The organism is Streptomyces umbrinus (assembly GCF_030817415.1).
Classification (GTDB): Bacteria; Actinomycetota; Actinomycetes; order Streptomycetales; family Streptomycetaceae; genus Streptomyces; species Streptomyces umbrinus_A.
Genome location: NZ_JAUSZI010000002.1, coordinates 5,988,072 through 6,011,018 on the forward strand (window position 1 = coordinate 5,988,072; position 22,947 = coordinate 6,011,018).

The following is a 22,947-nucleotide window of genomic DNA, read 5'->3' on the forward strand; positions in this document are numbered from 1 at the left end:
GTGCTGCCATGGGAGATCTTGAGATACGACCGGCTGCCCCGGACGACGTCCCTGCCATCGTCGCGATGCTCGCCGACGACCCTCTGGGAGCGCAGCGCGAGTCACCGGACGACCTGAGCCCCTATCTGGCCGCCCTGGAGCGCCTGAGTGACGATCCGAATCAGCATCTGGTCGTCGCCGTACGCGAGGGCCGTGTCGTCGGCACGCTCCAACTCACGATCATTCCGGGGCTGTCCCGCAAGGGCGCGACCCGCTCGATCATCGAAGGCGTACGCATTCATGCCGACGAGCGCGGCAGCGGTCTGGGCACCCGCTTCATCGAGTGGGCGATCGACCGTTCCCGGAGCGAGGGCTGCCAGTTGGTGCAGCTGACCTCCGACGTCAGCCGCACCGACGCCCGCCGGTTTTACGAACGGCTCGGCTTCACGGCATCCCACGTCGGGTTCAAGCTGCAACTCTGAGGCTAATCCCGGCCGCCGAGTCGATGCGCGGGTCCATGTTGCGGTGAGGGGCGTCATGTTTCACGTGAAACATGACGCCCCTCACCCATCACAGTGCGGCTAACGGATCCCGCGCCACCCCTCAGGATCCACACCACCCGGCACGGAAGCCCCCTCCTCGTACGGCTGCCGCGTGAACACGAACGACCCGAGGTCCAGGTGGTCCATCGCTCCGTCGGGGCTCTGTACGGCCCTCAGCGCCTCGCCCGCGTAGTAGCCGTCGAGTCCCGTCCAGGTCCCGTCTCCGTTGGCCCGGAAACGCGAACGCCTGCCGTTGCCGGACAGTGGCCCGAGCGAGACACCCCCATCGGCCGTGAGGCGCAGCGCGAAGGCGTGTGTTCCCCAATACCAGGGTCCCGCCAACTCCAGTACGGAACAGTCGACCTCGGGCAGCGGCCGCCACGGCTCGGGGATCCGGGGCTCAGCCTCGGCGACGATGCGTACGAGATCGGCGGCGACCGTGAACACCGGCGGGCCTGAGGTGCAGTTGGCGAGCACGACGGCGGCCAGGTCGTCCTCGACGCTGATCATGAGACCGGCGAGAAAGCCGGGCAGAGAACCGGAGTGCCCCGCGAGCATCCGGCCGTCCCGGTACTGGACCTGCATACCGAGGCCGTACGCGGTGCCGGCCGCCACCTCTTCGGCTTCGGCGGGCGCGGCGGGCGTACGCATCTCCCGTACGGACGCCTCACTCAGCACCCGGTCGTCGCCCTTGGCCAGGAAGGCCGCGAAGCGAGCCAAGTCACCAGTGGTCGACCAGAGTTGGCCCGCCGGTGCCATCCTGCCCAGGTCCTCGACCGGCTCCGGCAGCATCACGTCCGCCCAGGGGTGCACGGCCCAGCCGCCCGCGTGCGGTGCTTCAGGCTCCGCACCCGTGCGGCGCAGCCCCAGCGGTTCGAGCACCTCGTTCCGTAGGGCCTCCTCCCACGGGACGCCCCTCAGCTCCTCGACCAGCGCGCCCAGCAACGTATAGCCGGGGTTCGAGTAGTGGAACCGTCGTCCGACGGGATGCCGGTGCGGCTGTTCGCCCAGCACGTCGGCGAGCTCGGGACGCAGTGATCCGGGGGTGCGCTCCCACCAGGGGGCGGGCGATTCGGCTGCCAATCCGCTTGTGTGCGCGAGGAGTTCGGCGATCGTCGCCTCCCCCGCGCCGGTGCCGGGAAGGTGCTTCTCCAGCGGATCACTCAGGTCCAGGACGCCTTCGTCGCGCAGCCGCAGCACCAGGACGGCGGTGAACGTCTTGGTGATCGAACCGATCCTGTACTGCACGTTCTCGTCCGGCCCATGCCCGTCCACCGAGGTGCGGGAACCGTGCCACACCGTCTCTCCACCCCTGACGACCGCCGCCACCAGCGACGGCGCCCGCCCTTCGGCCTGAGCGGTGGCGATTCGGTGCAGCAGGGCCCGGCGCGTGGCGGGAAGCAGTTCTTCCACAGGTGTCGTCATGGCCCAAGTCCACCTGCCCCGGCGGCCCGCGTCGAGTGCATTTGTGCCCGCCGCGGGATCTCGCGTCTCACTGATCATTGATCACGGATCACGGATCACGGATCACGGATCACGGATCACAACGAGCGTTGCGCGCGCAGGACGGTGTCGTGGGTGTGGTGGGTGCCGGCGGGTGCGGGAGCTGTCCGTGGGCGGGTTTCGTTGATCAGGACGGTCCAGTCGTGGTCGAGGAGCTTGGCGATGTCGTCCGGCTGGTAGTAGTCGCCGGGGTCGAAGCCCTGCTCCGGGCGCGGGGACAGGTCGGCAAGGTCGTGGCTGGCGAAGAGCAGGATGCCGCCGGGTGCGACGGCGTTCAGCAGGCCGCGCAGAGCGGTGTGATCCGGCTGGATTGAGAGCGGGAAGTACTGGACGGACACCAGGTCGAACGCGTCGCCGGGGGTGGCGTGATGTTCAGGTCCGCCCGTGTCCAGGCCACACGGCCCTCGACGTCCGCGGCAGCGGTGGCCGCACGCTGCAGGGCGGTCACCGAGATGTCGACCGCGGTGACCTGCCAGCCGCGCCGGGCCAGCCAGAAGGCGTCGGCGCCTTCACCGCATCCGACGTCGAGCGCCTGCCCCGGCGGCAGGTCGGTGACCTCGGTGACGAGCACTCCGTTGGGGTCGCCGCTGAAGACCTGGTCGCGGCTGCGGTACATCTCGTCCCAGAACTGTGCGTCCATCGCCTGCGCGTTCATTGTCCGTGCCTCGCTCAGTGGGTCAGGTGCCGTGGCGTCGGTCGCCCATGGCCTGCCATAAACCTGTCCCCGTCCATGACGAACCGACAAAGTTCTTTGCGAGAACTGCAAAGCGGTGGGCACAGTGATCGCATGAACGACGAGTTCGACACCGTGCTGGCCGCGGTCGGGCCACGGCTGCGCGAGTTGCGGCGCCGCAGCGGGGCCACCCTGACCGCCCTGTCGGAGACCACCGGCATTCCGGTCAGCACCCTGTCCCGGCTGGAGTCCGGACACCGCAAGCCGGGCCTGGAACTGATGTTGCCCCTGGCCAAGACGTATCGGATGCCGCTCGACGAACTCGTCGGCTCCCCTCCCGGCCTCGACCCCCGGGTGTACCCGCAGCCGTTCACCCGGAACGGCATGACCGTCATCCCGCTGACCCGGAAACCCGGCGGGCTGCAAGCCTTCAAGCAGATCCTCCCGGCCGGCCCCACCGACCGTGAACCGGATCTCCGCTCACACGAGGGATACCACTGGCTGTACGTCCTGAACGGACGACTGCGCCTCGTGCTCGCCGACCAGGACCTTGTCCTCACCACGGGCGAGGTCGCCGAATTCGACACCCACCTCCCGCACTGGTTCGGCAACGCCGACGAGCGGCCGGTGGAGTTCCTGAGCATCCTCGGTCCCCAGGGCGAACGCTTCCACATCAGGGCCCGCTACCGACGCGGCTGACCGCCGCGCTCTCCTCAGCTGTCCGGACGGACGTGTAGGGTCTCGCCGCTCGTGACGTGTCGATCCTGCGTGACCTGGGCGTTCTTGGCTGTCTCACGGCCTTGTCAGCCATGATCAGTCTCAAATCCGTGGTATTTCCTCGCGAGGGCGGGGTCGAGATCAGGCGGCTTGTCCGAGTCGGCCGAGTACACCACGCTGAGCCCCGAGCACGAGGACTACCGGCGAGCCCAGATCGCGCACCGATGAGTTTCCCGCGCCGCGCTGGTCCATACGCCGGACACCCACGAACGGAAGGCTGAGCCATGCGGAAACTGATCTACGCCATGAACCTGTCCCTGGACGGCTACATCGCCGCGCCCGGCGACGACATCGGCTGGGGCGTGCAGAGCGACGAGCTGTTCCAGTTCTGGTCCGACCAGTTGCAGGCGACCGACCTGTCGCTGTACGGGCGCAAGCTGTGGCAGACGATGAGCTCCCACTGGCCGACCGGCGACCAGCAGCCGGGCGCCACCCCGGCGGAGATCGAGTTCGCGCACCGCTGGCGGGACATGTCGAAGGTGGTGTTCTCCTCGACGATCGACAAGGTCGACTGGAACACCCGCCTGGTCACCGGCGACGCGGTCGCCGAGATCACCCGGCTCAAGGCCGAGGACGGCGGCCCGATGGCCATCGGCGGCGCGACGCTCGCCGGGGCGGCCATGCGGGCCGGGCTGATCGACGAGTACATGCTGGCCACCGCGCCGGTCCTGGTGGGCGGCGGCACGCCGTTCTTCACCGCGCTGGACAACTGGGTGAACCTGAACCTGGTGGAGACGCGGACGTTTCCCGGCGGCGTGATCCTGACCAGGTACGAGACGAGGCGCTGAGCAGCAGCACCCACGCGCTGGTCACACGGTGATGTCGTATGCGACATCGGTACGACACGGCCCGTGAGATTACGACATCAGCCGCGAGCCCCTCCAACAACGGTGATCAGGTCTGTGCCATGTCCACGAAGCGGGAGTAGTGGCCCTGGAAGGCGACCGTGATCGTGGCCGTCGGGCCGTTGCGGTGCTTGCCCACGATGATGTCCGCCTCGCCGGCGCGCGGCGACTCCTTCTCGTACGCGTCCTCGCGGTGCAGCAGGATCACCATGTCCGCGTCCTGCTCGATCGACCCGGATTCGCGCAGGTCGGAGACCATGGGCTTCTTGTCCGTGCGCTGCTCGGGACCACGGTTCAGCTGTGACAGCGCGATCACCGGCAGCTCAAGCTCCTTGGCGAGCAGCTTGAGGTTTCGCGACATGTCGGAGACCTCCTGCTGTCGGCTCTCGGACCGCTTGCCGCCCGACTGCATCAGCTGCAGATAGTCGATGACCACAAGCTTCAGATCGGCACGCTGCTTGAGGCGACGGCACTTGGCGCGGATCTCCATCATCGACAGGTTCGGAGAGTCGTCGATGTAGAGGGGAGCGGCCGAGACGTCCGGCATCCGGCGCGCGAGCCGGGTCCAGTCCTCGTCGGTCATCGTCCCGGAACGCATGTGGTGCAGGGCCACCCGCGCCTCGGCGGACAGCAGACGCATCGCGATCTCGTTGCGGCCCATTTCGAGCGAGAAGATCACACTCGGCATGTTGTGCTTGATCGAGCAGGCCCGTGCGAAGTCCAGCGCCAGCGTCGACTTACCCATGGCAGGACGGGCGGCAATGATGATCATCTGACCCGGGTGCAGACCGTTGGTGAGCTGGTCGAGGTCGGTGAAGCCCGTCGGCACACCGGTCATCTCCCCCGACCGCGAACCGATCGCCTCGATCTCGTCGAGCGCGCCCTCCATGATGTCGCCGAGCGGCAGATAGTCCTCGGTGGTGCGCTGCTCGGTGACCGCGTAGATCTCGGCCTGGGCGCTGTTGACGATCTCGTCCACGTCACCGTCGGCCGCGTACCCCATCTGCGTGATGCGTGTACCGGCCTCGACCAGGCGGCGCAGCACGGCCCGCTCATGGACGATCTCCGCGTAGTACTCGGCGTTCGCCGCCGTCGGGACCGTCTGGACCAGGGTGTGCAGATATGAGGCGCCGCCGACCTTGGTGATCTCGCCGCGCTTGGTGAGCTCGGCGGCGACCGTGATCGGGTCGGCCGGCTCGCCCTTCGCGTAGAGGTCGAGGATCGAGCCGTAGATGGTCTCGTGCGCCGGACGGTAGAAGTCGTGGCCCTTGAGCACTTCGACGACGTCGGCGATGGCGTCCTTCGAGAGCAGCATGCCGCCGAGAACGGACTGTTCGGCGTCCAGATCCTGCGGCGGCACTCGCTCGAATGCCGAACCTCCGCCGTCCCAGGCTCCGTTGTCCGGACCGCGGTCGTGCTGGTCGTCTCTGCCCCGGCCACCGTCGCGGCGCTGGCGGGAGGCGGGCAGACGATCACTGGGACCGCTGTCGGCCCACGGATCGTCCAAGGGCTCGGAAATACTCACCGGGCCACCTCCTCCCGTCCGCCGAGCGGACCTCGCCGTGCCCCTCATTCCTACGGCACGACACTGACAAATGAGATGCCCAACTCCGGTTCTGACGCGTCGGTTTTGTGAGGTTTCCGAGGACGGAGAAGCGAGCGGGTGCCGCACCACGGTAGGCCCGCGGGCACCGTCAGCCAATCTGGTTATCCACAGGCCATGTGGACGACGGCCCCGATGCTGTGGAGAACCTGGCAAAACCTGTGCACGACCCGGTGGACAGGCCTGTGAACAAGCACTCAGCATCATTTCCGCACCCAGCCTGACCTGCGAATATCCCATCCACTGGCTGTGCAGAAGAAAAACTTTCCCGGTCGGATCAAGATCGACGCGAATGGCACCGGGCAGCGCGTCCCACGCGATCGACGGTAAGGGTCATTAAACACTTGCATCTCTTACCTGTGGAAGATTAGATTGATGCGCATGACACAGGCTCCCGCGGCACCCAAGGCCGCCCGGCGACGGCACGATCGAGAGATTGTCGCGCTGGCCGTTCCGGCCTTCGGCGCACTCATAGCCGAGCCTCTCTTCCTCATGGTCGACACCGCGATCGTCGGCCATCTCGGCACCGCGCAACTCGCCGGTCTCGGCATCGCCTCGGCTCTCCTCGTCACAGCCGTGAGCATCTTCGTCTTCCTCGCGTACGCCACCACGGCCGCCGTCGCCCGACGGGTAGGGGCGGGCGACCTCCAAGCCGCGATCCGCCAGGGCATGGACGGCATCTGGCTGGCCCTGCTGCTCGGCGCCGCCGTCATCGCCGTCGTCCTGCCCACCGCGCCCGCCCTGGTGGAACTCTTCGGCGCTTCTGACACCGCCGCCCCCTACGCCACGACCTATCTGCGCATCTCGGCCCTCGGCATCCCCGCGATGCTCGTCGTCCTCGCCGCCACCGGTGTCCTCCGTGGCCTACAGGACACAAAGACACCCCTCTACGTCGCCATCGGGGGCTTCGTCGCCAACGGTGCCCTCAACGCGGGCCTCGTCTACGGCGCGGACCTCGGTATAGCCGGCTCCGCGTGGGGAACCGTCATCGCCCAGTACGGCATGGCCGCTGTGTACCTCGTCGTGGTGGTCCGCGGAGCACGGAAGCACGGGGCATCCCTACGCCCCGACGCCGCCGGGATACGTGCCTGCGCCCAGGCCGGCGCACCGCTGCTGGTCCGCACTCTCTCGCTGCGCGCGATCCTGATGATCGCCACTGCGGTCGCTGCCCGGCTCGGAGACGCCGATGTCGCCGCGCACCAGATCATCCTGTCGCTGTGGAGCCTGCTCGCCTTCGCCCTCGACGCCATCGCCATCGCGGGTCAGGCCATCATCGGCCGCTATCTCGGTGCGGGAGATGCCCAGGGAGCCCGCGAGGCCTGCCGCCGCATGGTGGAGTGGGGCATCGCCGTCGGCGTTGTGCTCGGCGGGCTGGTGATCGTCAGCCGGCCGCTGTTCCTGCCACTGTTCACCAGCGACTCGGTCGTCCACGACACCGCGCTGCCCGCCCTGCTCATGGTGGCGCTCTCGCAGCCGATCTGCGGGATCGTCTTCGTCCTGGACGGCGTACTGATGGGAGCGGGGGACGGCCCGTATCTCGCATGGGCCATGATCCTCACCCTGGCGGTCTTCGCTCCGGTGGCACTGCTCGTCCCCGTTTTCGGCGGCGGGCTGACCGCGGTCTGGGGAGCGATGACCCTCATGATGACCGTACGGATGCTGACCCTGTGGCTGCGCACCCGCTCGGGTCGCTGGATCGTCACAGGCGCCACGCGCTGAGCAAACCCGCTCCGGCGTCACGGAGGCCCGTGAGGTCGCTCGGTTTCACGTGAAACAACGAGCATTCCGCACCGTTCCCCGACGACGATTCGCTTTGTTTCACGTGAAACACCCATTGGCTGAGAGTCCCACGGAAGGCGCTCCTTCCCGGGGGCCCGGGCAAACTGTGAGGGCCGCACCCTTGGGGTGCGGCCCTCACAGGTACTGCTAGCGCACCGCTTACGCGGCGACGACCTCGATGTTGACCTTGGCGGCAACCTCGGGGTGCAGACGCACGGACGTCTCGTGAGCGCCCAGCGTCTTGATCGGCGAGCCCAGCTCGATGCGGCGCTTGTCGACGTCGGGGCCACCGGAAGCCTTGATCGCCGAGGCGACGTCAGCCGGGGTGACGGAACCGAAGAGACGACCGGCGTCGCCGGAGCGGACGGCCAGACGGACCTTCACACCTTCGAGGCGGGCCTTGATCTCGTTGGCCTGCTCGATGGTCTGGATCTCGTGGATCTTGCGAGCGCGACGAATCTGCTCGACGTCCTTCTCGCCACCCTTGGTCCAGCGGATCGCAAAGTTCCGCGGGATCAGGTAGTTGCGAGCGTAACCGTCCTTGACGTCGACGACGTCGCCCGCAGCGCCGAGGCCGGAGACCTCGTGGGTGAGGATGATCTTCATTAGTCGGTCACCCTTCCCTTATCGCGCGGTGGAGGTGTAGGGCAGCAGCGCCATCTCACGGCTGTTCTTCACGGCCGTGGCGACGTCACGCTGGTGCTGCGTGCAGTTGCCGGTCACGCGGCGGGCACGGATCTTGCCGCGGTCGGAAATGAACTTCCGCAGCATGTTCGTGTCCTTGTAGTCCACGTACGTGACCTTGTCCTTGCAGAATGCGCAGACCTTCTTCTTAGGCTTGCGCACAGGCGGCTTCGCCATGTGTGTTTCTCCTGTGTGATCAAGAAGTGTGGGTACGGCCCACCCTCAGCCCGGGGGCTAGAAGGGGGGCTCGTCCGAGTAGCCGCCGCCGGAGCCGCCGGCAGCGCCGCCACCGGAGCTTCCGCCCCAGCCGCCGCCACCGCCGCCCTGCTGGCCGCCGCCTGCAGGAGCGCTGGTCGCCCAGGGGTCGTCGGCGGGAGCGCCGCTGCCCTGCGGCTGACCGCCGCCGGAGCCTCCGCCCCAGCCACCGCCCTGCTGACCGCCACCACTGCCGCCGCTGTAACCGCCCTGGCCGCCTCGACCGGTGGTCTTGGTGACCTTGGCCGTGGCGTTCTTCAGGCTGGCGCCGACTTCCTCGACGTCCAGCTCGTAGACCGTGCGCTTGACGCCCTCACGGTCTTCGTAGGACCGCTGCTTCAGCCGGCCCTGCACGACGACGCGCATGCCTCGCTGGAGCGACTCGGCGACGTTCTCCGCCGCCTGACGCCAGACCGAGCAGGTCAGGAACAGGCTTTCGCCGTCCTTCCACTCATTGGTCTGACGGTCGAAGGTGCGGGGAGTGGACGCGACACGGAACTTCGCGACCGCCGCACCGGACGGGGTGAAGCGCAGCTCGGGGTCGTCGACAAGATTGCCGACGACCGTGATGACGGTCTCGCCTGCCATGGGGGAACCTCTCGGCGGGTTTGCTGCTGGCTGCTTTTGGTGCTGCTACTCGTTGTCCGAGATCAGCTGAGCTGGAGAGCTCAGTGGGTCTCGGGACGGAGGACCTTGGTCCGGAGGACCGACTCGTTCAGGTTCATCTGGCGGTCGAGCTCCTTGACGACCGCAGGCTCGGCCTGCAGGTCGATGACCGAGTAGATGCCCTCGGGCTTCTTCTTGATCTCGTACGAGAGACGACGACGGCCCCAGGTGTCGACCTTCTCGACCTTTCCGTTGCCCTCACGGACGACGGAGAGGAAGTTCTCGATCAGGGGGGCGACAGCGCGCTCCTCGAGATCGGGGTCGAGGATGACCATCATTTCGTAGTGACGCATGTGGAACCCACCTCCTTTGGACTCAACGGCCACGGTCGTTCCGTGGCAGGAGGGTTGTGATGCGTACGCAACGGTATCGGCCACCACTGACAATCGGGCCCACCGATCAGCGAACTGAGCGGGGGATCGTGTCACGGCCTGGGCAGACACCGGTGCAGACGCTACAGACTACCTGCACACCGGCTTGCGGTTGAAATCCGGGGCCCGAGACCGTCAATCTGTACACATCGGGTGTGTATGGCGCTACGATGCGCCGCCTTCCGCAGGAGGTGCCACATGGCACAGGCATTGCGACCCAACTCCAAGACCGTCGGTTCCCTCTTCGCCACCGACCACAAGCCCCATCCGCTCCAGGACACCCTTCTCGCCGTGACGCTCGTCCTCGGAGTGACGGCCTTCGTCACCGCGATGTTCCACAGCCTCCATCTGCTCAGTTCGTGGACGGGACTGGTGGGCATCCTGACCGGGGCGGCCGGACAGTTCGTCTCCGAGACGACCCGGGAGCGCTTCGGGCTGATCCTGGGTCTCGGTGCCTCCGCCGTCGGCTTCTTCCTCGGCATGGCGCACGGTGGCCTCTTCGGCGGCGTCATCGGCTGACCGGCGCCCCGTTCCCCGGGAGCCGCCGGCCCGCGGTCTTCCCAACCTCCGGCCCCACGGCCGGACAACACCTCCGGGTGCCCCGGCCATGTATGGGTCGGGGCACAGGTTCCATACGGCCAGACGAGGCGCTCGCAGGGCGCAGTAGGCTTCGGCGCGAGAGCCGGAGCCCTTGTACCCATGGGGACACACCAGCCCGAGGAGCGCCCCGAATGAGCCTGACCCTGAGGACCATCAGCCGAGAGCAGCATCTGGCGTACATCCAGAGTCTGCCCGCGGCTAGCCACATGCAGGTCCCGGCCTGGGCAGACGTCAAGGCCGAGTGGCGCTCCGAGAGCCTCGGATGGTTCGACAACAGGTCCGGCGAGATGGTCGGAGCGGGTCTCGTCCTGTACCGCCAGCTGCCCAAGATCAAGCGCTACCTCGCCTATCTGCCCGAGGGTCCGGTCATCAACTGGTTCGCGCCGAATCTGACCGACTGGCTGGATCCGATGCTCGCGCACCTCAAGCAGCAGGGCGCCTTCTCCGTGAAGATGGGCCCGCCGGTGATCATCCGGCGCTGGGAGGCCGCTTCGATCAAGAAGGGCATCCAGGACCCGGACGTGAAGCGCCTGCGCGACATCGAGGCGGACTTCATCGAGCCGCGCGCCTTCGAGGTCGCCGACAAGCTGCGGCGCATGGGCTGGCAGCAGGGCGAGGACGGCGGGGCGGGCTTCGGCGACGTACAACCCCGCTACGTCTACCAGGTGCCGCTGGCCAACCGGTCGCTGGAAGACGTCCACAAGGGCTTCAACCAGCTCTGGCGGCGCAACATCAAGAAGGCCGAGAAGGCCGACGTCGAGGTCGTCCAGGGCGGTTATCAGGACCTGGAGGAGTGGCAGCGCCTCTACGAGATCACGGCCCTGCGCGACCACTTCCGGCCCCGACCGCTCTCGTACTTCCAGCGCATGTGGACGGCTCTCAACACCGAAGACCCCAACCGCATGCGGCTGTACTTCGCCCGGCACGAGGGTGTGAACCTGTCCGCGGCGACGATGCTGGTCGTCGGCGGGCACGTCTGGTACTCCTACGGGGCCTCCGACAACATCGGGCGGGAGGTCCGGCCCTCGAACGCGATGCAGTGGCGGATGCTGCGCGACGCCTACGCGCTCGGCGCCACCGTCTACGACCTGCGCGGCATCTCCGACTCGCTGGACGAGACCGATCACCTCTTCGGCCTCATCCAGTTCAAGGTGGGCACCGGTGGGCAGGCCGCCGAATACCTCGGTGAGTGGGACTTCCCGCTCAACAAACTGCTCCACAAGGCGCTCGACATCTACATGTCGCGCCGCTGACGTACCAGAATTCGCCTTCATACCTCTGATACACCGCTGCCACGAGAAAGGTTCCAGGTCCGGCCATGGCGCTCACGCTCTACGTCGACACCGCACGCTGGCGGGCGCACCACAAGCACGTGTCCGAGCAGTTCCCGGGGCTCGTCCCGGTCTGCAAGGGCAACGGCTACGGCTTCGGCCACGAGCGGCTCGCGGACGAGGCCACTCGTATGGGCTCCGACGTCCTGGCCGTGGGCACGACGTACGAGGCCGCGCGGATCAAGGACTGGTTCGGCGGCGACCTGCTCGTCCTGACGCCGTTCAGACGGGGCGAGGAGCCCGTACCGCTGCCCGACCGGGTCATCCGCTCCGTGTCGTCGGTCGACGGTGTCTACGGCCTCGTGGGCGCCCGTGTCGTCATCGAGGTCATGTCCTCCATGAAGCGGCACGGTGTGAGCGAGCAGGACCTGCCCCAGCTCCACGCCGCCATAGAGAACGTGCGCCTCGAGGGCTTCGCGATCCACCTGCCGCTGGACCGCACCGACGGCTCGGACGCCGTCGAGGAGGTCATCGGCTGGATGGACCGGCTGCGCGCGGCCCGGCTGCCGCTGCACACCATGTTCGTCAGCCACCTCAAGGCCGAGGAACTCGCCCGGCTGCAGCAGCAGTTCCCGCAGACCCGCTTCCGCGCCCGCATCGGCACGCGGCTGTGGCTGGGGGACCACGAGGCCACCGAGTACCGCGGAGCCGTCCTGGACGTCACGCCCGTCTCCAAGGGTGACCGTTTCGGTTACCGCCAGCAGAAGGTCGCCTCGGACGGCTGGCTGGTGGTCGTGGCGGGCGGTACGTCGCACGGAGTGGGCCTGGAGGCCCCGAAGGCCCTGCACGGCGTCATGCCGCGCGCCAAGGGCGTCGCCAGGGCCGGCCTCGCCACGGTCAACCGGAACCTCTCACCGTTCGTCTGGGGCGCCAAGCAGCGCTGGTTCGCGGAGCCCCCGCACATGCAGGTCTCGATCCTCTTCGTACCCTCGGACGCCCCGGAGCCGAAGGTCGGCGAGGAGCTGGTGGCCCATCTGCGGCACACCACCACGCAGTTCGACCGCATCGTCGAACGCTGACAGCGGGGGCTCACCAAGCCCCGCGCACAGACGAAAGGCCGTACACGGAGCCCGTGTACGGCCTTTTACGTGACTCGCCCACGCCTTGTTCGCTCAGGGCGAACGTCGCTTCGCCGGTTCGTCGTCGGCTCCCCACTCCACGTACGGCCCGTCGAAGTGTGCCGCGTGCCGCGGCGGGTGGGCCGCAGCGCCGAGGACGAAGACGTCCTGCGCGCCGTCGAGCACTCCACCGGACGGGTCGTCGTCACCGGAGCGGCGCACCACGTCCCGCTCCGGCATGAAGATGTCGCGCACGATCACCGCGCACAGATACAGCGTCCCCAACAGGTGTACGGCGATGGCCAGTTGGTACCCCTCCTGCGGCAGTCCCTTGTGGGCGTCTCCGCTGGTCGTGTACGCGAGGTACATCCAGATGCCGAGGAAGTACGCCACCTCGCACGTCTGCCAGATCAGGAAGTCCCGCCACTTCGGACGGGCCAGCACGGCGAGGGGCACCAGCCACAGCACGTACTGCGGCGAGTAGACCTTGTTGGTGAGGATGAAGGCCGCGACGATCAGGAACGCCAGCTGGGCGAAGCGCGGCCGGCGCGGGGCGGTCAGCGCGAGAGCCGCGACGCCCACGCAGGAGATCAGCATCAGCACCGTGGCGAACGTGTTGACCGTGTCGGTGTCGAGCGGGGTCTCCATGCGCTGGGACAGGATCAGCCAGAAGGAGCCGAAGTCGACGCCGCGTTCCTGGCTGAACGTGTAGAACTTCGCCCAGCCCTCGGGGGCAAGCAGCATGACCGGAAGGTTCACGACCAGCCAGGAGCCGGCGGCACCGAGCAGCGCCGTACCGAACTCCCGCCACCTGCCCGCGCGCCAGCACAGTACGAGCAGTGGCCCGAGCAGCAGCGCGGGATAGAGCTTGGCAGCCGTGGCGAGCCCCAGCAGGACTCCGAAGGCAAGGGGACGGCTCCGTGCCCACATCAGCATCGCGGCGGCTGTCAGAGCGACGGCCAGCAGGTCCCAGTTGATGGTGGCGGTCAGCGCGAAAGCAGGCGCCAGAGCGACCAGCAGGCCGTCCCAGGGGCGCCGCCGGTGGGTGCGGGTCACGCAGACGGCGATGACGGCCGTGCACGCCATCAGCATCCCGGCGTTGACCATCCAGTAGACCTGCTCCTGGTCCTGGATGCTGCCGCTGCCCGGCGTCAGCCACGAGGCGACCTCCATGAACACTCCGGTCAGCACCGGGTATTCGAGGTACTCCATGTCGCCTTCGAGCTTGTCGAAGTACGGCACCAGCCCGTCGGCGAAGCCCCGCCCCTGGTAGAGGTGCGGGATGTCCGAGTAGCAGGCATGCGTGTACTGCGAACTGGCCCCGAAGAACCAGGCACCGTCGTAGCAGGGCAGCTTCTGCACCATGCCGAGGGCGAACATGCCGATCGCGACGAGCGCGATGACCCGCACGGGAGTCCACCAGGACGTCCCGAGCAGCGCGCGCCGCCCGAGAGGACCACCGAAGAGTTCACTGCCGGTCGCGGCGACCGGGTCCTCCTTGGTCGGCCGGACCAGATCTGGCTCGTGCACGCTCGCGCGCGTCGTTTCTGCACTGGGCATGCCGCACATCCTGCCGTACGCGCCTAGGAATACGCCGAGGGCCGTCGCACCGAGTCGGTGCGACGGCCCTCGTTTCACGTGAAACACCTCACTACGGATGTTTCACGTGAAACACCCCGCGGAGGCAGCTATCCGGTTGATCATCCGAAGATGCCGCCATTGCCATTGCCTCTGGTGTTGCCTGGATCCTCGGATTCCGTGGGCGATGACGACACTCCTCCGTCCGTACCGCCAGTCTCGTTTCCGCCCGTTTCTGTTCCGCCGGTGTCCTCGCACGGGAAGTTACCGAAGGGGCCACAGGTCTCACTCGTGGAGGGCGAAGGAGAGGTTTCCGTCTCGCTGGGCTCCGCACTGGGCTCGGGCTGCTCCTCTTCGGACTCGGTGGGCGAGGGGGTCACGCTCGGGGTCGGAAGGTCGTTGACGACCTCACCGATGGGCTCGGCCTCCGGGAAGTCCTCGGGCATCGTGCCCTTGAGCGCCTGCTCCATGTAGTCGTGCCAGACCTCGGCCGGGAACGAGGCACCGTGGATGGTCTCCTGGCCACCCGTGCCGTACATCTCCAGGAACGGTCGACTCTTCTTGGTCTCGTCGTCGTCCATGCGGTACATGCTGACCGCGGTCGACAGCTGCGGCGTGTATCCGACGAACCAGGCGGACTTGTTGCCGTCCGTCGTACCGGTCTTACCGGCCACCTCGCGGCCGTCGAGCTGGGCCGAGGTACCGGTTCCGTCCTCGACGACGGTCTTCAGAACGTCGGTGACGTTGTCGGCGACCTGCTCGGTGAAGGCCTCCTTGGCCAAGGACTTGTGCTTCCACACGCTGCCCCCTTCGTACTCGACCTCCTTGACCGAGAACGGGTCGTTCTGCTTCCCGCTGGTCGCGAACGTCGCGTACGAACCGGCCATACGGATCGCGCTGGGGTCGGAGATGCCGATGGAGAAGGACGGGAAGGTGGTACCCGTCAGGCTGTTCGGCCTGAGGCCGGCGTTTTCCGCCGCCTTCTTCACCTTGTCCAGACCGACATCCATACCGAGCTGCACGAAGGCGGAGTTCGCCGACACCCGCATGGCTTCACGCAGGTCGATCCGGTAGTTCGGCGGAGCGCCGTACGACGCGTCGTCGTCGTTGGTCTGGAGCCACTCCTTACCCTTGTCGTTCTTCCAGATACTGCCGTCGTAGGTCTTGATCTTGAGTTTGTTCTTGCCGCTGTAGAAGCTGTCCGGCGAGACCTTGGTGCGTTCGTCCTGTGCCTGGGACTCCCCGAGTTCCGGGTCGCGCTTGCCGTCCTGCATGGCGGCCGCCAGGACGAACGGTTTGAACGTCGAACCGACCGCGGCACCGGTCTCGTCGGCATTGTTGGTGAAGTGCTTGGTCGCGGACTCACCGCCGTAGATGGCGACGATGGCACCATCCTTTGGATCCACGGAAGCCCCGCCGAACTGGACGTGCGTGTCGGTCTTCGGGCGGCGCTTTACGTCGAGGTTCTCCTTGCGGACCTTCTTCACGGCCTTCTCGAGATCGTCGACCTTCTTCTTGTCGAAGGTCGTGTGGATCTCGTAGCCGCCCTGCCGGAGCTGTTCCTCGGTGATGTCGGTGTTGTTGATGACGTAGCCCTTGGCGAGATCGACGAGATAGCCGATCTGACCGCCCAGCTCGGAGCTGGACCGCGGGTTCTGGAGCTTGGGGAGCTCCGTGTACTTGGCTCGTTCCGTGGCCGACAGGTGCCCGTCCTTGACCATCTCGTCGAGGATCCAGCTCCAGCGTTCCGTGGCCCGCCTGGTGTTGGCCTCTTGTGTGGCCCCCGGGTCGATCGCCGTCGCTCCCGCGGGGTCGTAGTACGTGGCGCCCTTCAGAACAGCGGCAAGGAGGGCGCACTCACTGGCGTCCATTTCTGTCGCGTCCTTGCCGAAGTACGAACGAGCGGCCGCCTGGAGGCCATAGGAGGTACGGCCGTAGTAGGCGGTGTTCAGGTACCCCGCCATGACCTTCTCCTTGGGCTCACGCTGGCCCACCTTGATGGAGACGAGCAGTTCCTTGAACTTCCGGGACACCGTCTGCGACTGGTCGTTCAGCATCGCGTTCTTCACGTACTGCTGGGTGATGGTCGAGCCGCCCTGCGTCTCGCCGCCCTTGGCCATGTTGAAGAGCGCGCGGCCGATACCCACGGGGTCGATGCCCTTGTCGGTCTCGAACTTCTTGTTCTCGGCCGACATGACGGCGTACCGCATCGCCTTGGGGATCTGCTCGTACTTGATGTTCTGGCGGTTGGTCTCACCGCCCGTGGACACCATCGGCTTGTTGTTGGCCCAGTAGTAGACGTTGTTCTGCGCCTTCGCGGCCGCTGCGACGTCCGGCACGCCCACCATGGCGTACGCGATGCCCGCCACGGCCATCAGGCTGCCGCAGAAGCCGATGAACGTACCCGTCACGAGCTTCCACGAGGGCACCCAACGTGCCCATCCGTATTTGCCCGCGCGCGGATAGTCGATGATCCGCTTCTTGTAGGGATCGGGCCCGCGCCCTCTGCCCCGCCCAGGGCCGTTCGGCCCGCCGGGACCACCACGCCGGCCGCCACCACCGTGGCCACCGTGCCCCGCACCGTCGGCGGCTCTGCGCCTGCCACCGCTGGTGCTGCTTCTCTGTGCCGCCCGTCGGGCCTCGGCACGGCTACCGAACGGGCGCTCCTCACCTCCCGAGTCATAGGAGTCGGAAGGAGACCCGGTGGCGCTCCGCGGCGCCGCACGGCGGCCGGAGGACGACCCGGTCTGGCCGCGTCGGGCCGCGGCACGTCCGCCGCCTTGCGGCTGCGGCGGTTTGCGACGGTGCTCGCTCATCGAACGATTACTCCTCGGGCAGGCGCACCTGAGCGCGCCTGGAAACGGCGGCTGGTTTCCGGTCCCCCCGAAGTACGGATGCGGTCGTTCTTACATTCATCCGTACTGCACCGAGGACGAGGACGTCCCCATGCGTCACTCGGTTCCCGGTGGTTTGCATGGCGCACAGACTACGCACCGTCAAAACCTGCCTAGCACCGAAGTTCACCCCAAATCAGGCAACTTGCTTCCTACGAATCGGTGATGTGACCCCGTTCACGACGTCCCCTCTTGTCGCATGTTGCAGACCGATCTATCGTTCTGATGTATCGAGTCGATACATCAGCTCGGCATAAAGACCGTCACGGCAAGACCGCGGCAGAGAGGAGGCGACGATGAGCCGGCGTTCCGGGATCCTTGAGTTCGCCGTCCTCGGCCTGCTCCGCGAGTCCCCGATGCACGGCTATGAGCTGCGCAAACGCCTCAATACGTCACTGGGTGTGTTCCGTGCGTTCAGCTACGGGACGCTCTACCCCTGCCTCAAGACGCTGGTCGCCAGCGGCTGGTTGATCGAGGAGCCGGGGAACACCCCCGAGGACGCGCTCGCGGCGCCACTCTCAGGGCGCCGCGCCAAGATCGTCTATCGGTTGACGGCTGAAGGTAAGGAGCATTTCGAGGACCTGCTCTCACAGACGGGTCCCGATGCGTACGAGGACGAGCACTTCGCCGCTCGCTTCGCCTTCTTCGGCCAGACGTCACGGGACGTACGGATGCGGGTCCTCGAAGGCCGCCGCAGCCGTCTCGAGGAGCGCCTGGAGAAGATGCGTGCCTCTCTGGCGCGCACCCGGGAGCGACTCGACGACTACACCCTTGAGCTCCAGCGCCACGGAATGGAGTCCGTGGAGCGCGAAGTGCGCTGGCTGAACGAGCTCATCGAGAGCGAGCGGGCCGGACGGGACCAGCAGCGTCCCGGATCGGACGGCTCCGCTCAGCAGGACAGCACATCTGGGGAGTCGGGCGGCCTGCCCCGGCCCGGGGACACTCCCGGGCCGGATCCGTCCGATGACACTGCCACGTGAAGTCCCCTCAGGGCTTCACCGAGTACACACAGGGAGCAACCGGAATGGGTTCGGTTCGCGTAGCCATCGTCGGCGTGGGCAACTGCGCCGCCTCGCTGGTACAGGGCGTCGAGTACTACAAGGATGCCGATCCGGCGTCCAAGGTGCCCGGCCTGATGCACGTCCAGTTCGGCGACTACCACGTGGGTGACGTCGAGTTCGTCGCCGCCTTCGACGTCGACGCGAAGAAGGTCGGCCTCGACCTCTCGGACGCCATCGGCGCCAGCGAGAACAACACCATCAAGATCTGCGACGTCCCGAACAAGGGCGTCACGGTCCAGCGCGGCCACACGTACGACGGTCTCGGCAAGTACTACCGCGAGACCATCGAGGAGTCCGCAGAGGCCCCGGTCGACATCGTCCAGATCCTCAAGGACAAGCAGGTCGACGTTCTCGTCTGCTACCTGCCCGTCGGTTCCGAGGACGCGGCGAAGTTCTACGCCCAGGCCGCCATCGACGCCAAGGTCGCCTTCGTCAACGCCCTTCCGGTCTTCATCGCCGGCACCAAGGAGTGGGCGGACAAGTTCATCGAGGCGGGCGTCCCAATCGTCGGCGACGACATCAAGTCGCAGGTCGGCGCCACCATCACGCACCGTGTGATGGCGAAGCTGTTCGAGGACCGCGGTGTCCGCCTTGAGCGCACGATGCAGCTCAACGTCGGCGGCAACATGGACTTCAAGAACATGCTGGAGCGCGACCGCCTCGAGTCCAAGAAGATCTCGAAGACGCAGGCCGTCACCTCGCAGATCCCCGACCGCGACATGGGCGCGAAGAACGTCCACATCGGTCCCTCGGACTACGTGGCCTGGCTCGACGACCGCAAGTGGGCGTACGTCCGCCTCGAGGGCCGTGCCTTCGGTGACGTCCCGCTGAACCTGGAGTACAAGCTCGAGGTCTGGGACTCCCCGAACTCCGCGGGTGTCATCATCGACGCCCTGCGTGCCGCGAAGATCGCCAAGGACCGTGGCATCGGCGGCCCGATCCTCTCCGCGTCGAGCTACTTCATGAAGTCGCCGCCGGTCCAGTACTTCGACGACGAGGCCTACGACAACGTCGAGAAGTTCATCAAGGGCGAGGTCGAGCGCTAAAACGCTTGATGTGCCGCTCTGTTGAGGGTCCCCGGGTCGCAAGCCCGGGGACCCTCCTCGTATGTGAAGCTGTGCCCCATGGCTGTCGTGCGTGACCTGCGCGTCCTCCTGCGCTTCGGGAACTTCCGGCGTCTGCTCGCCGTCCGGCTGTTGTCGCAGGGTGCCGACGGCGTCTATCAGGTCGCGCTCGCCACGTATGTCGTCTTCTCACCTGAGAAGCAGACCTCGGCGGCGGCGATCGCCTCGGCAATGGCGGTCCTGCTGCTCCCGTACTCCCTCGTGGGCCCCTTCGCCGGCGTCCTGCTGGACCGCTGGCGACGCCGCCAGGTCTTCCTGTACGGGAACCTGCTGCGGGCGGCGCTGGCCGCCCTGACGGGCGTCCTCATGCTGAGCGGCGTGCCGGACTGGCTCTTCTACGTGTCCGCTCTGTGCGTGACCGCGGTCAACCGGTTCGTCCTGGCGGGCCTGTCCGCCGCGCTGCCCCGCGTTGTCGACTCCGAGCGCCTGGTGATGGCCAACTCCCTGTCGCCCACGGCAGGAACGCTCGCCGCGACCGTCGGCGGAGGTCTCGCCTTCGTCGTCCGGCTGGTCGCCTCGGACTCCGATGCGGCGGTCGTCCTCGTCGGAGCAGCCCTCTACGTGTGTTCCGCGCTCGCCTCGCTGCGCCTGGCACCGGAACTTCTTGGCCCCGACCGGGAGTTGGTGCATCCACGGTTGAAGGAGGCACTGGTCGGCACGGCACGCGGCCTTACATCAGGCGTACGCCATCTGGCCGAGCCGGCACGACGGGAGGCCGCCCGGGCCCTGGCCGCGATGACGCTGATGCGGTTCTGCTACGGCGCCCTGACGGTCATGGTGCTGATGCTCTGCCGGTATGCCTGGTCGTCGGGCTCGGACGACGACGGGCTCGCCCTTCTGGGCCTGGCCGTGGGGATCTCCGGAGCGGGCTTCTTCGCCGCGGCGGTGCTGACCCCGGTGGCCGTGGGACGGCTCGGGCCCAGCGGCTGGATCATCGCCTGTGCCGGATCCGCCGCGGTACTTGAGCCGGCGCTCGGGCTGCCGTTCGCCGAAGTCCCCATACTGGTCGCGGCCTTCGTCCTCGGTCTGACCACCCAGGGCGCGAAGATCGCCACGGACACCATGGTCCAGTCGTCCGTCGACGACGGCTTCCGTGGCCGGATCTTCGCCGTCTACGACGTTCTGTTCAACGTTGCCTTCGTCGGCGCCGCCGCGGTGGCCGCCCTGATGCTGCCCCCTGACGGCCGCTCGGTCGCGCTCGTGATCACGGTGGCCGTTATCTACGGGGCAGTTGCTGTGGCTATGGCCCGCTTTGCACGGCAGTGAGTGTCACATCAATGACACAGAGCCACTGTGGGCTACAGAGTTGTCAGTGGCGGCCGGTAGCTTACGTGCGTCTTATTTCGCGCCACGCGCTCCTACGCTCTAGGGGGACCCCCAAAGTGACCACTCCGCCGCCTCAAGGCCAGAACCCGTTCGCGCAGGGGCAGCCGCCCCAGGGCCAGAACCCCTACGGGCAGCCCCCGAGCGGAAACCCGTACGGCCAGCCGCAGCCCGGAGACCCCCAGCAGTCCCCGTACTTCAACCAGGGTGCGCCGGTTCCGCCGCCGGCTCCGGCGCGTAGCGGCTTCAAGAAGTACCTGCGGTTCATCATCCCCGTGGCCGTGCTGTCCATAGCCGCCGGAACCTACTTCTTCGGTGGCGACGACGCCACGAAGCTCCAGGCCGGCGACTGCCTGCGCAACACGGGCTCCGACTCCAACGCCACGGTCGAGAAGCTCGACTGCGGCGACTCGAAGGCCACTCACAAGGTTCTGGCGAAGAAGGACGGCTCCAGCCTGGCCCAGCTCGCTTGCCAGTCCGTCCAGGGCACCACCGCCGCTCTCTCCTGGAAGGAAGGGTCCGACTCCTTCGTGCTCTGCCTGGCAGACAACAAGTAGGAGCGGCGCGGACGCGAGGGGCGGTGTTTCACGTGAAACAACGCCCCTCGGCATGTCCGGCTCCAGGAGAGCGAGTCATGTTTCACGTGAAACATGACGCCGCACGTCCTCAGTTCTGTGCGGCCCACCACTCCTTGAGCGCCGACACCGCCGCGTCGTACTCCATCGGCCCGTTCTCCAGACGCAGTTCCAGCAGGAACTTGTAGGCCTGCCCGATGACCGGGCCGGGCGCGACACCCAGGACCTCCATGATCTGGTTGCCGTCGAGGTCGGGCCGGATCGCGTCCAGCTCCTCCTGCTCCTGAAGCTGGGCGATGCGCTCCTCCAGACCGTCGTACGCACGAGAGAGTGCAGCGGCCTTGCGCTTGTTGCGCGTCGTGCAGTCCGAGCGGGTCAGCTTGTGGAGACGGTCGAGGAGCGGGCCCGCATCACGCACGTATCGGCGCACCGCGGAGTCCGTCCACTCCCCGGTCCCGTAGCCGTGGAAGCGCAGGTGCAGCTCGACCAGACGCGAGACGTCCTTCACGAGTTCATTGGAGTACTTGAGCTCGGTCATCCGCTTCTTGGTCATCTTGGCGCCCACCACCTCGTGGTGGTGGAAGGAGACCCGCCCGTCCGTCTCGAAGCGACGCGTCCGCGGCTTGCCGATGTCATGCAGCAGGGCGGCCAGGCGCAGGGTGAGGTCGGGACCGTTCTCCTCCAGCGCCATCGCCTGCTCCAGAACGATCAGCGTGTGGTCGTAGACGTCCTTGTGCCGATGGTGCTCATCCCGCTCCAGGCGCAGAGCGGGCAGCTCGGGCAGCACCCGGTCGGCGAGCCCGGTGTCGACGAGCAGCGTCAGTCCCTTCCGCGGGTGGGCGGACAGGACCAGCTTGTTCAGCTCGTCACGTACGCGCTCGGCGGAGACGATCTCAATTCGCTCGGCCATGGCTTTCATCGCCGCGACGACGTCCGGCGCCACCTCGAAGTCGAGCTGCGCCGCGAACCGCGCGGCCCGCATCATCCGCAGCGGGTCGTCGGAGAAGGAGGCCTCGGGTGTGCTCGGAGTCCGCAGAACGTGCGCGGCAAGATCGTCCAGCCCACCGTGCGGATCGATGAACTCCTTCTCGGGGAGCGCAACGGCCATCGCGTTCACCGTGAAGTCACGGCGCACCAGGTCTTCCTCGATGGAGTCGCCGTATGAGACCTCGGGCTTGCGCGAGGTCCGGTCGTACGCCTCCGAACGGTAGGTCGTCACCTCGATCTGAAAGCTCTGGTTGACGTCTCCGACGCGGGCGTCCTTCTGCCCACCGACCGTGCCGAAGGCGATCCCGACCTCCCACACGGCGTCCGCCCAGGGCCGCATGATCTTCAATACGTCCTCAGGCCGGGCGTCGGTCGTGAAGTCCAGGTCGTTGCCGAGCCGGCCGAGGAGGGCGTCCCGGACCGAGCCGCCGACCAGGGCAAGGGAGAACCCGGCCTCCTGGAAACGGCGGGCGAGCTCATCGGCGACGGGGGACACCCGCAGCAGTTCGCTCACCGCGCGGCTCTGCACCTGATTCAGGGCACTGGGATTGTCTTCGTTGGCGTTCGGCACAACAGAAAAGGGTACGTGGCCCGGACCCCCGCGGGCGCCTCCATTAAACGTGCACCGACAGCTTCCCCGCCCCTGCGGAGACCTCACCACTGATAGGCGGACATAGTGGGACAGCGTGGTCTCGTCTCCGATCTTGTGGACCGGACCGCGGCACTTACCCTCAGCGCG

22 protein-coding genes are annotated in these 22,947 nt (G+C 67.1%); 11 read left to right on the top strand and 11 right to left on the bottom strand.

Annotation, left to right across the window (positions count from 1 at the left end; translation table 11 throughout):
- Positions 1-8 precede the first annotated feature (8 nt).
- Positions 9-461, top strand: a complete 453-nt coding sequence (locus tag QF035_RS26250) for a GNAT family N-acetyltransferase (protein WP_307523056.1) — start codon at positions 9-11, stop codon at positions 459-461.
- Between the two features lie 99 nt (positions 462-560).
- Here QF035_RS26250 and QF035_RS26255 read toward each other — a convergent pair whose 3' ends face one another.
- The 3 genes from QF035_RS26255 to QF035_RS55865 form a co-directional block, all read right to left on the bottom strand.
- Complete coding sequence (locus QF035_RS26255; protein WP_307523057.1) at positions 561-1,946, bottom strand: serine hydrolase domain-containing protein; 1,386 nt, start codon at positions 1,944-1,946, stop codon at positions 561-563.
- A 116-nt stretch (positions 1,947-2,062) separates the two neighbouring features.
- The gene (locus QF035_RS55860) at positions 2,063-2,362 is read right to left on the bottom strand and encodes a hypothetical protein (protein WP_373466722.1); all 300 of its coding nucleotides are present in this window, start codon (positions 2,360-2,362) and stop codon (positions 2,063-2,065) included.
- The gene (locus tag QF035_RS55865) at positions 2,299-2,664 is read right to left on the bottom strand and encodes a class I SAM-dependent methyltransferase (RefSeq protein ID WP_373466723.1); all 366 of its coding nucleotides are present in this window, start codon (positions 2,662-2,664) and stop codon (positions 2,299-2,301) included. Before QF035_RS55865 ends, QF035_RS55860 begins: the two co-directional genes overlap by 64 nt.
- A gap of 147 nt (positions 2,665-2,811) precedes the next feature.
- Between QF035_RS55865 and QF035_RS26265 the strand changes: the two genes are divergently transcribed.
- Together QF035_RS26265 and QF035_RS26270 are read left to right on the top strand one after the other, a co-directional pair.
- Positions 2,812-3,396: a helix-turn-helix domain-containing protein gene (locus tag QF035_RS26265; RefSeq protein WP_307523059.1), complete on the top strand. Its 585-nt coding sequence runs from the start codon at positions 2,812-2,814 to the stop codon at positions 3,394-3,396.
- Positions 3,397-3,698: 302 nt separating this feature from the next.
- Positions 3,699-4,262, top strand: coding sequence for a dihydrofolate reductase family protein (locus QF035_RS26270; protein WP_307523060.1), 564 nt, complete (start codon positions 3,699-3,701; stop codon positions 4,260-4,262).
- A 106-nt stretch (positions 4,263-4,368) separates the two neighbouring features.
- Here the strand turns inward: QF035_RS26270 and dnaB are convergent, their stop codons facing one another.
- On the bottom strand, positions 4,369-5,844 hold the full coding sequence (gene dnaB / locus QF035_RS26275) for a replicative DNA helicase (RefSeq protein WP_269647072.1): 1,476 nt from the start codon (positions 5,842-5,844) through the stop codon (positions 4,369-4,371).
- Positions 5,845-6,303: 459 nt separating this feature from the next.
- Here dnaB and QF035_RS26280 point away from each other — a divergent pair, with 459 nt between their 5' ends.
- Entirely contained in the window at positions 6,304-7,641 is a 1,338-nt protein-coding gene (locus QF035_RS26280) for an MATE family efflux transporter (RefSeq protein WP_307523062.1), read from the top strand.
- 219 nt (positions 7,642-7,860) lie between these two features.
- On the opposite strand, the gene rplI is transcribed toward QF035_RS26280, so the two are convergent.
- The 4 genes from rplI to rpsF form a co-directional block, all read right to left on the bottom strand.
- A complete protein-coding gene (gene rplI / locus QF035_RS26285) occupies positions 7,861-8,307 on the bottom strand; it encodes a 50S ribosomal protein L9 (protein WP_055610620.1) in 447 nt (148 codons plus the stop codon).
- A gap of 18 nt (positions 8,308-8,325) precedes the next feature.
- Positions 8,326-8,562 (bottom strand): 30S ribosomal protein S18, encoded by a 237-nt coding sequence (gene rpsR, locus QF035_RS26290; RefSeq protein ID WP_003949403.1) that lies wholly within the window; start codon positions 8,560-8,562, stop codon positions 8,326-8,328.
- Positions 8,563-8,619: 57 nt separating this feature from the next.
- Positions 8,620-9,228, bottom strand: a complete 609-nt coding sequence (locus QF035_RS26295; RefSeq protein WP_307523064.1) for a single-stranded DNA-binding protein — start codon at positions 9,226-9,228, stop codon at positions 8,620-8,622.
- Between the two features lie 80 nt (positions 9,229-9,308).
- Complete coding sequence (gene rpsF / locus QF035_RS26300) at positions 9,309-9,599, bottom strand: 30S ribosomal protein S6 (protein WP_055610618.1); 291 nt, start codon at positions 9,597-9,599, stop codon at positions 9,309-9,311.
- Positions 9,600-9,875: 276 nt separating this feature from the next.
- Between rpsF and QF035_RS26305 the strand changes: the two genes are divergently transcribed.
- The 3 genes from QF035_RS26305 (at position 9,876) to QF035_RS26315 (ending at position 12,627) form a co-directional block, all read left to right on the top strand.
- Positions 9,876-10,196: a hypothetical protein gene (locus QF035_RS26305; RefSeq protein WP_307523065.1), complete on the top strand. Its 321-nt coding sequence runs from the start codon at positions 9,876-9,878 to the stop codon at positions 10,194-10,196.
- 212 nt (positions 10,197-10,408) lie between these two features.
- Entirely contained in the window at positions 10,409-11,530 is a 1,122-nt protein-coding gene (gene femX, locus QF035_RS26310) for a peptidoglycan bridge formation glycyltransferase FemX (RefSeq protein ID WP_307523067.1), read from the top strand.
- Between the two features lie 65 nt (positions 11,531-11,595).
- On the top strand, positions 11,596-12,627 hold the full coding sequence (locus tag QF035_RS26315; RefSeq protein WP_200397045.1) for an alanine racemase: 1,032 nt from the start codon (positions 11,596-11,598) through the stop codon (positions 12,625-12,627).
- A gap of 93 nt (positions 12,628-12,720) precedes the next feature.
- Here QF035_RS26315 and QF035_RS26320 read toward each other — a convergent pair whose 3' ends face one another.
- Both QF035_RS26320 and QF035_RS26325 read right to left on the bottom strand, forming a co-directional pair.
- A complete protein-coding gene (locus QF035_RS26320) occupies positions 12,721-14,235 on the bottom strand; it encodes a glycosyltransferase family 87 protein (RefSeq protein ID WP_307531428.1) in 1,515 nt (504 codons plus the stop codon).
- 131 nt (positions 14,236-14,366) lie between these two features.
- Positions 14,367-17,060, bottom strand: coding sequence for a transglycosylase domain-containing protein (locus QF035_RS26325; RefSeq protein WP_307523068.1), 2,694 nt, complete (start codon positions 17,058-17,060; stop codon positions 14,367-14,369).
- Between the two features lie 374 nt (positions 17,061-17,434).
- On the opposite strand from QF035_RS26325, the gene QF035_RS26330 reads away from it, so the two are divergent.
- The 4 genes from QF035_RS26330 (at position 17,435) to QF035_RS26345 (ending at position 21,203) form a co-directional block, all read left to right on the top strand.
- The gene (locus QF035_RS26330; RefSeq protein WP_307523069.1) at positions 17,435-18,118 is read left to right on the top strand and encodes a PadR family transcriptional regulator; all 684 of its coding nucleotides are present in this window, start codon (positions 17,435-17,437) and stop codon (positions 18,116-18,118) included.
- 44 nt (positions 18,119-18,162) lie between these two features.
- Positions 18,163-19,245, top strand: a complete 1,083-nt coding sequence (locus QF035_RS26335; protein ID WP_307523070.1) for an inositol-3-phosphate synthase — start codon at positions 18,163-18,165, stop codon at positions 19,243-19,245.
- Between the two features lie 78 nt (positions 19,246-19,323).
- The gene (locus QF035_RS26340) at positions 19,324-20,589 is read left to right on the top strand and encodes an MFS transporter (protein ID WP_307523071.1); all 1,266 of its coding nucleotides are present in this window, start codon (positions 19,324-19,326) and stop codon (positions 20,587-20,589) included.
- A gap of 116 nt (positions 20,590-20,705) precedes the next feature.
- Positions 20,706-21,203, top strand: a complete 498-nt coding sequence (locus QF035_RS26345) for an LppU/SCO3897 family protein (protein WP_307523073.1) — start codon at positions 20,706-20,708, stop codon at positions 21,201-21,203.
- Positions 21,204-21,312: 109 nt separating this feature from the next.
- Here QF035_RS26345 and QF035_RS26350 read toward each other — a convergent pair whose 3' ends face one another.
- Positions 21,313-22,779: a CCA tRNA nucleotidyltransferase gene (locus tag QF035_RS26350; protein WP_307523074.1), complete on the bottom strand. Its 1,467-nt coding sequence runs from the start codon at positions 22,777-22,779 to the stop codon at positions 21,313-21,315.
- Between the last annotated feature and the right edge of the window lie 168 nt (positions 22,780-22,947).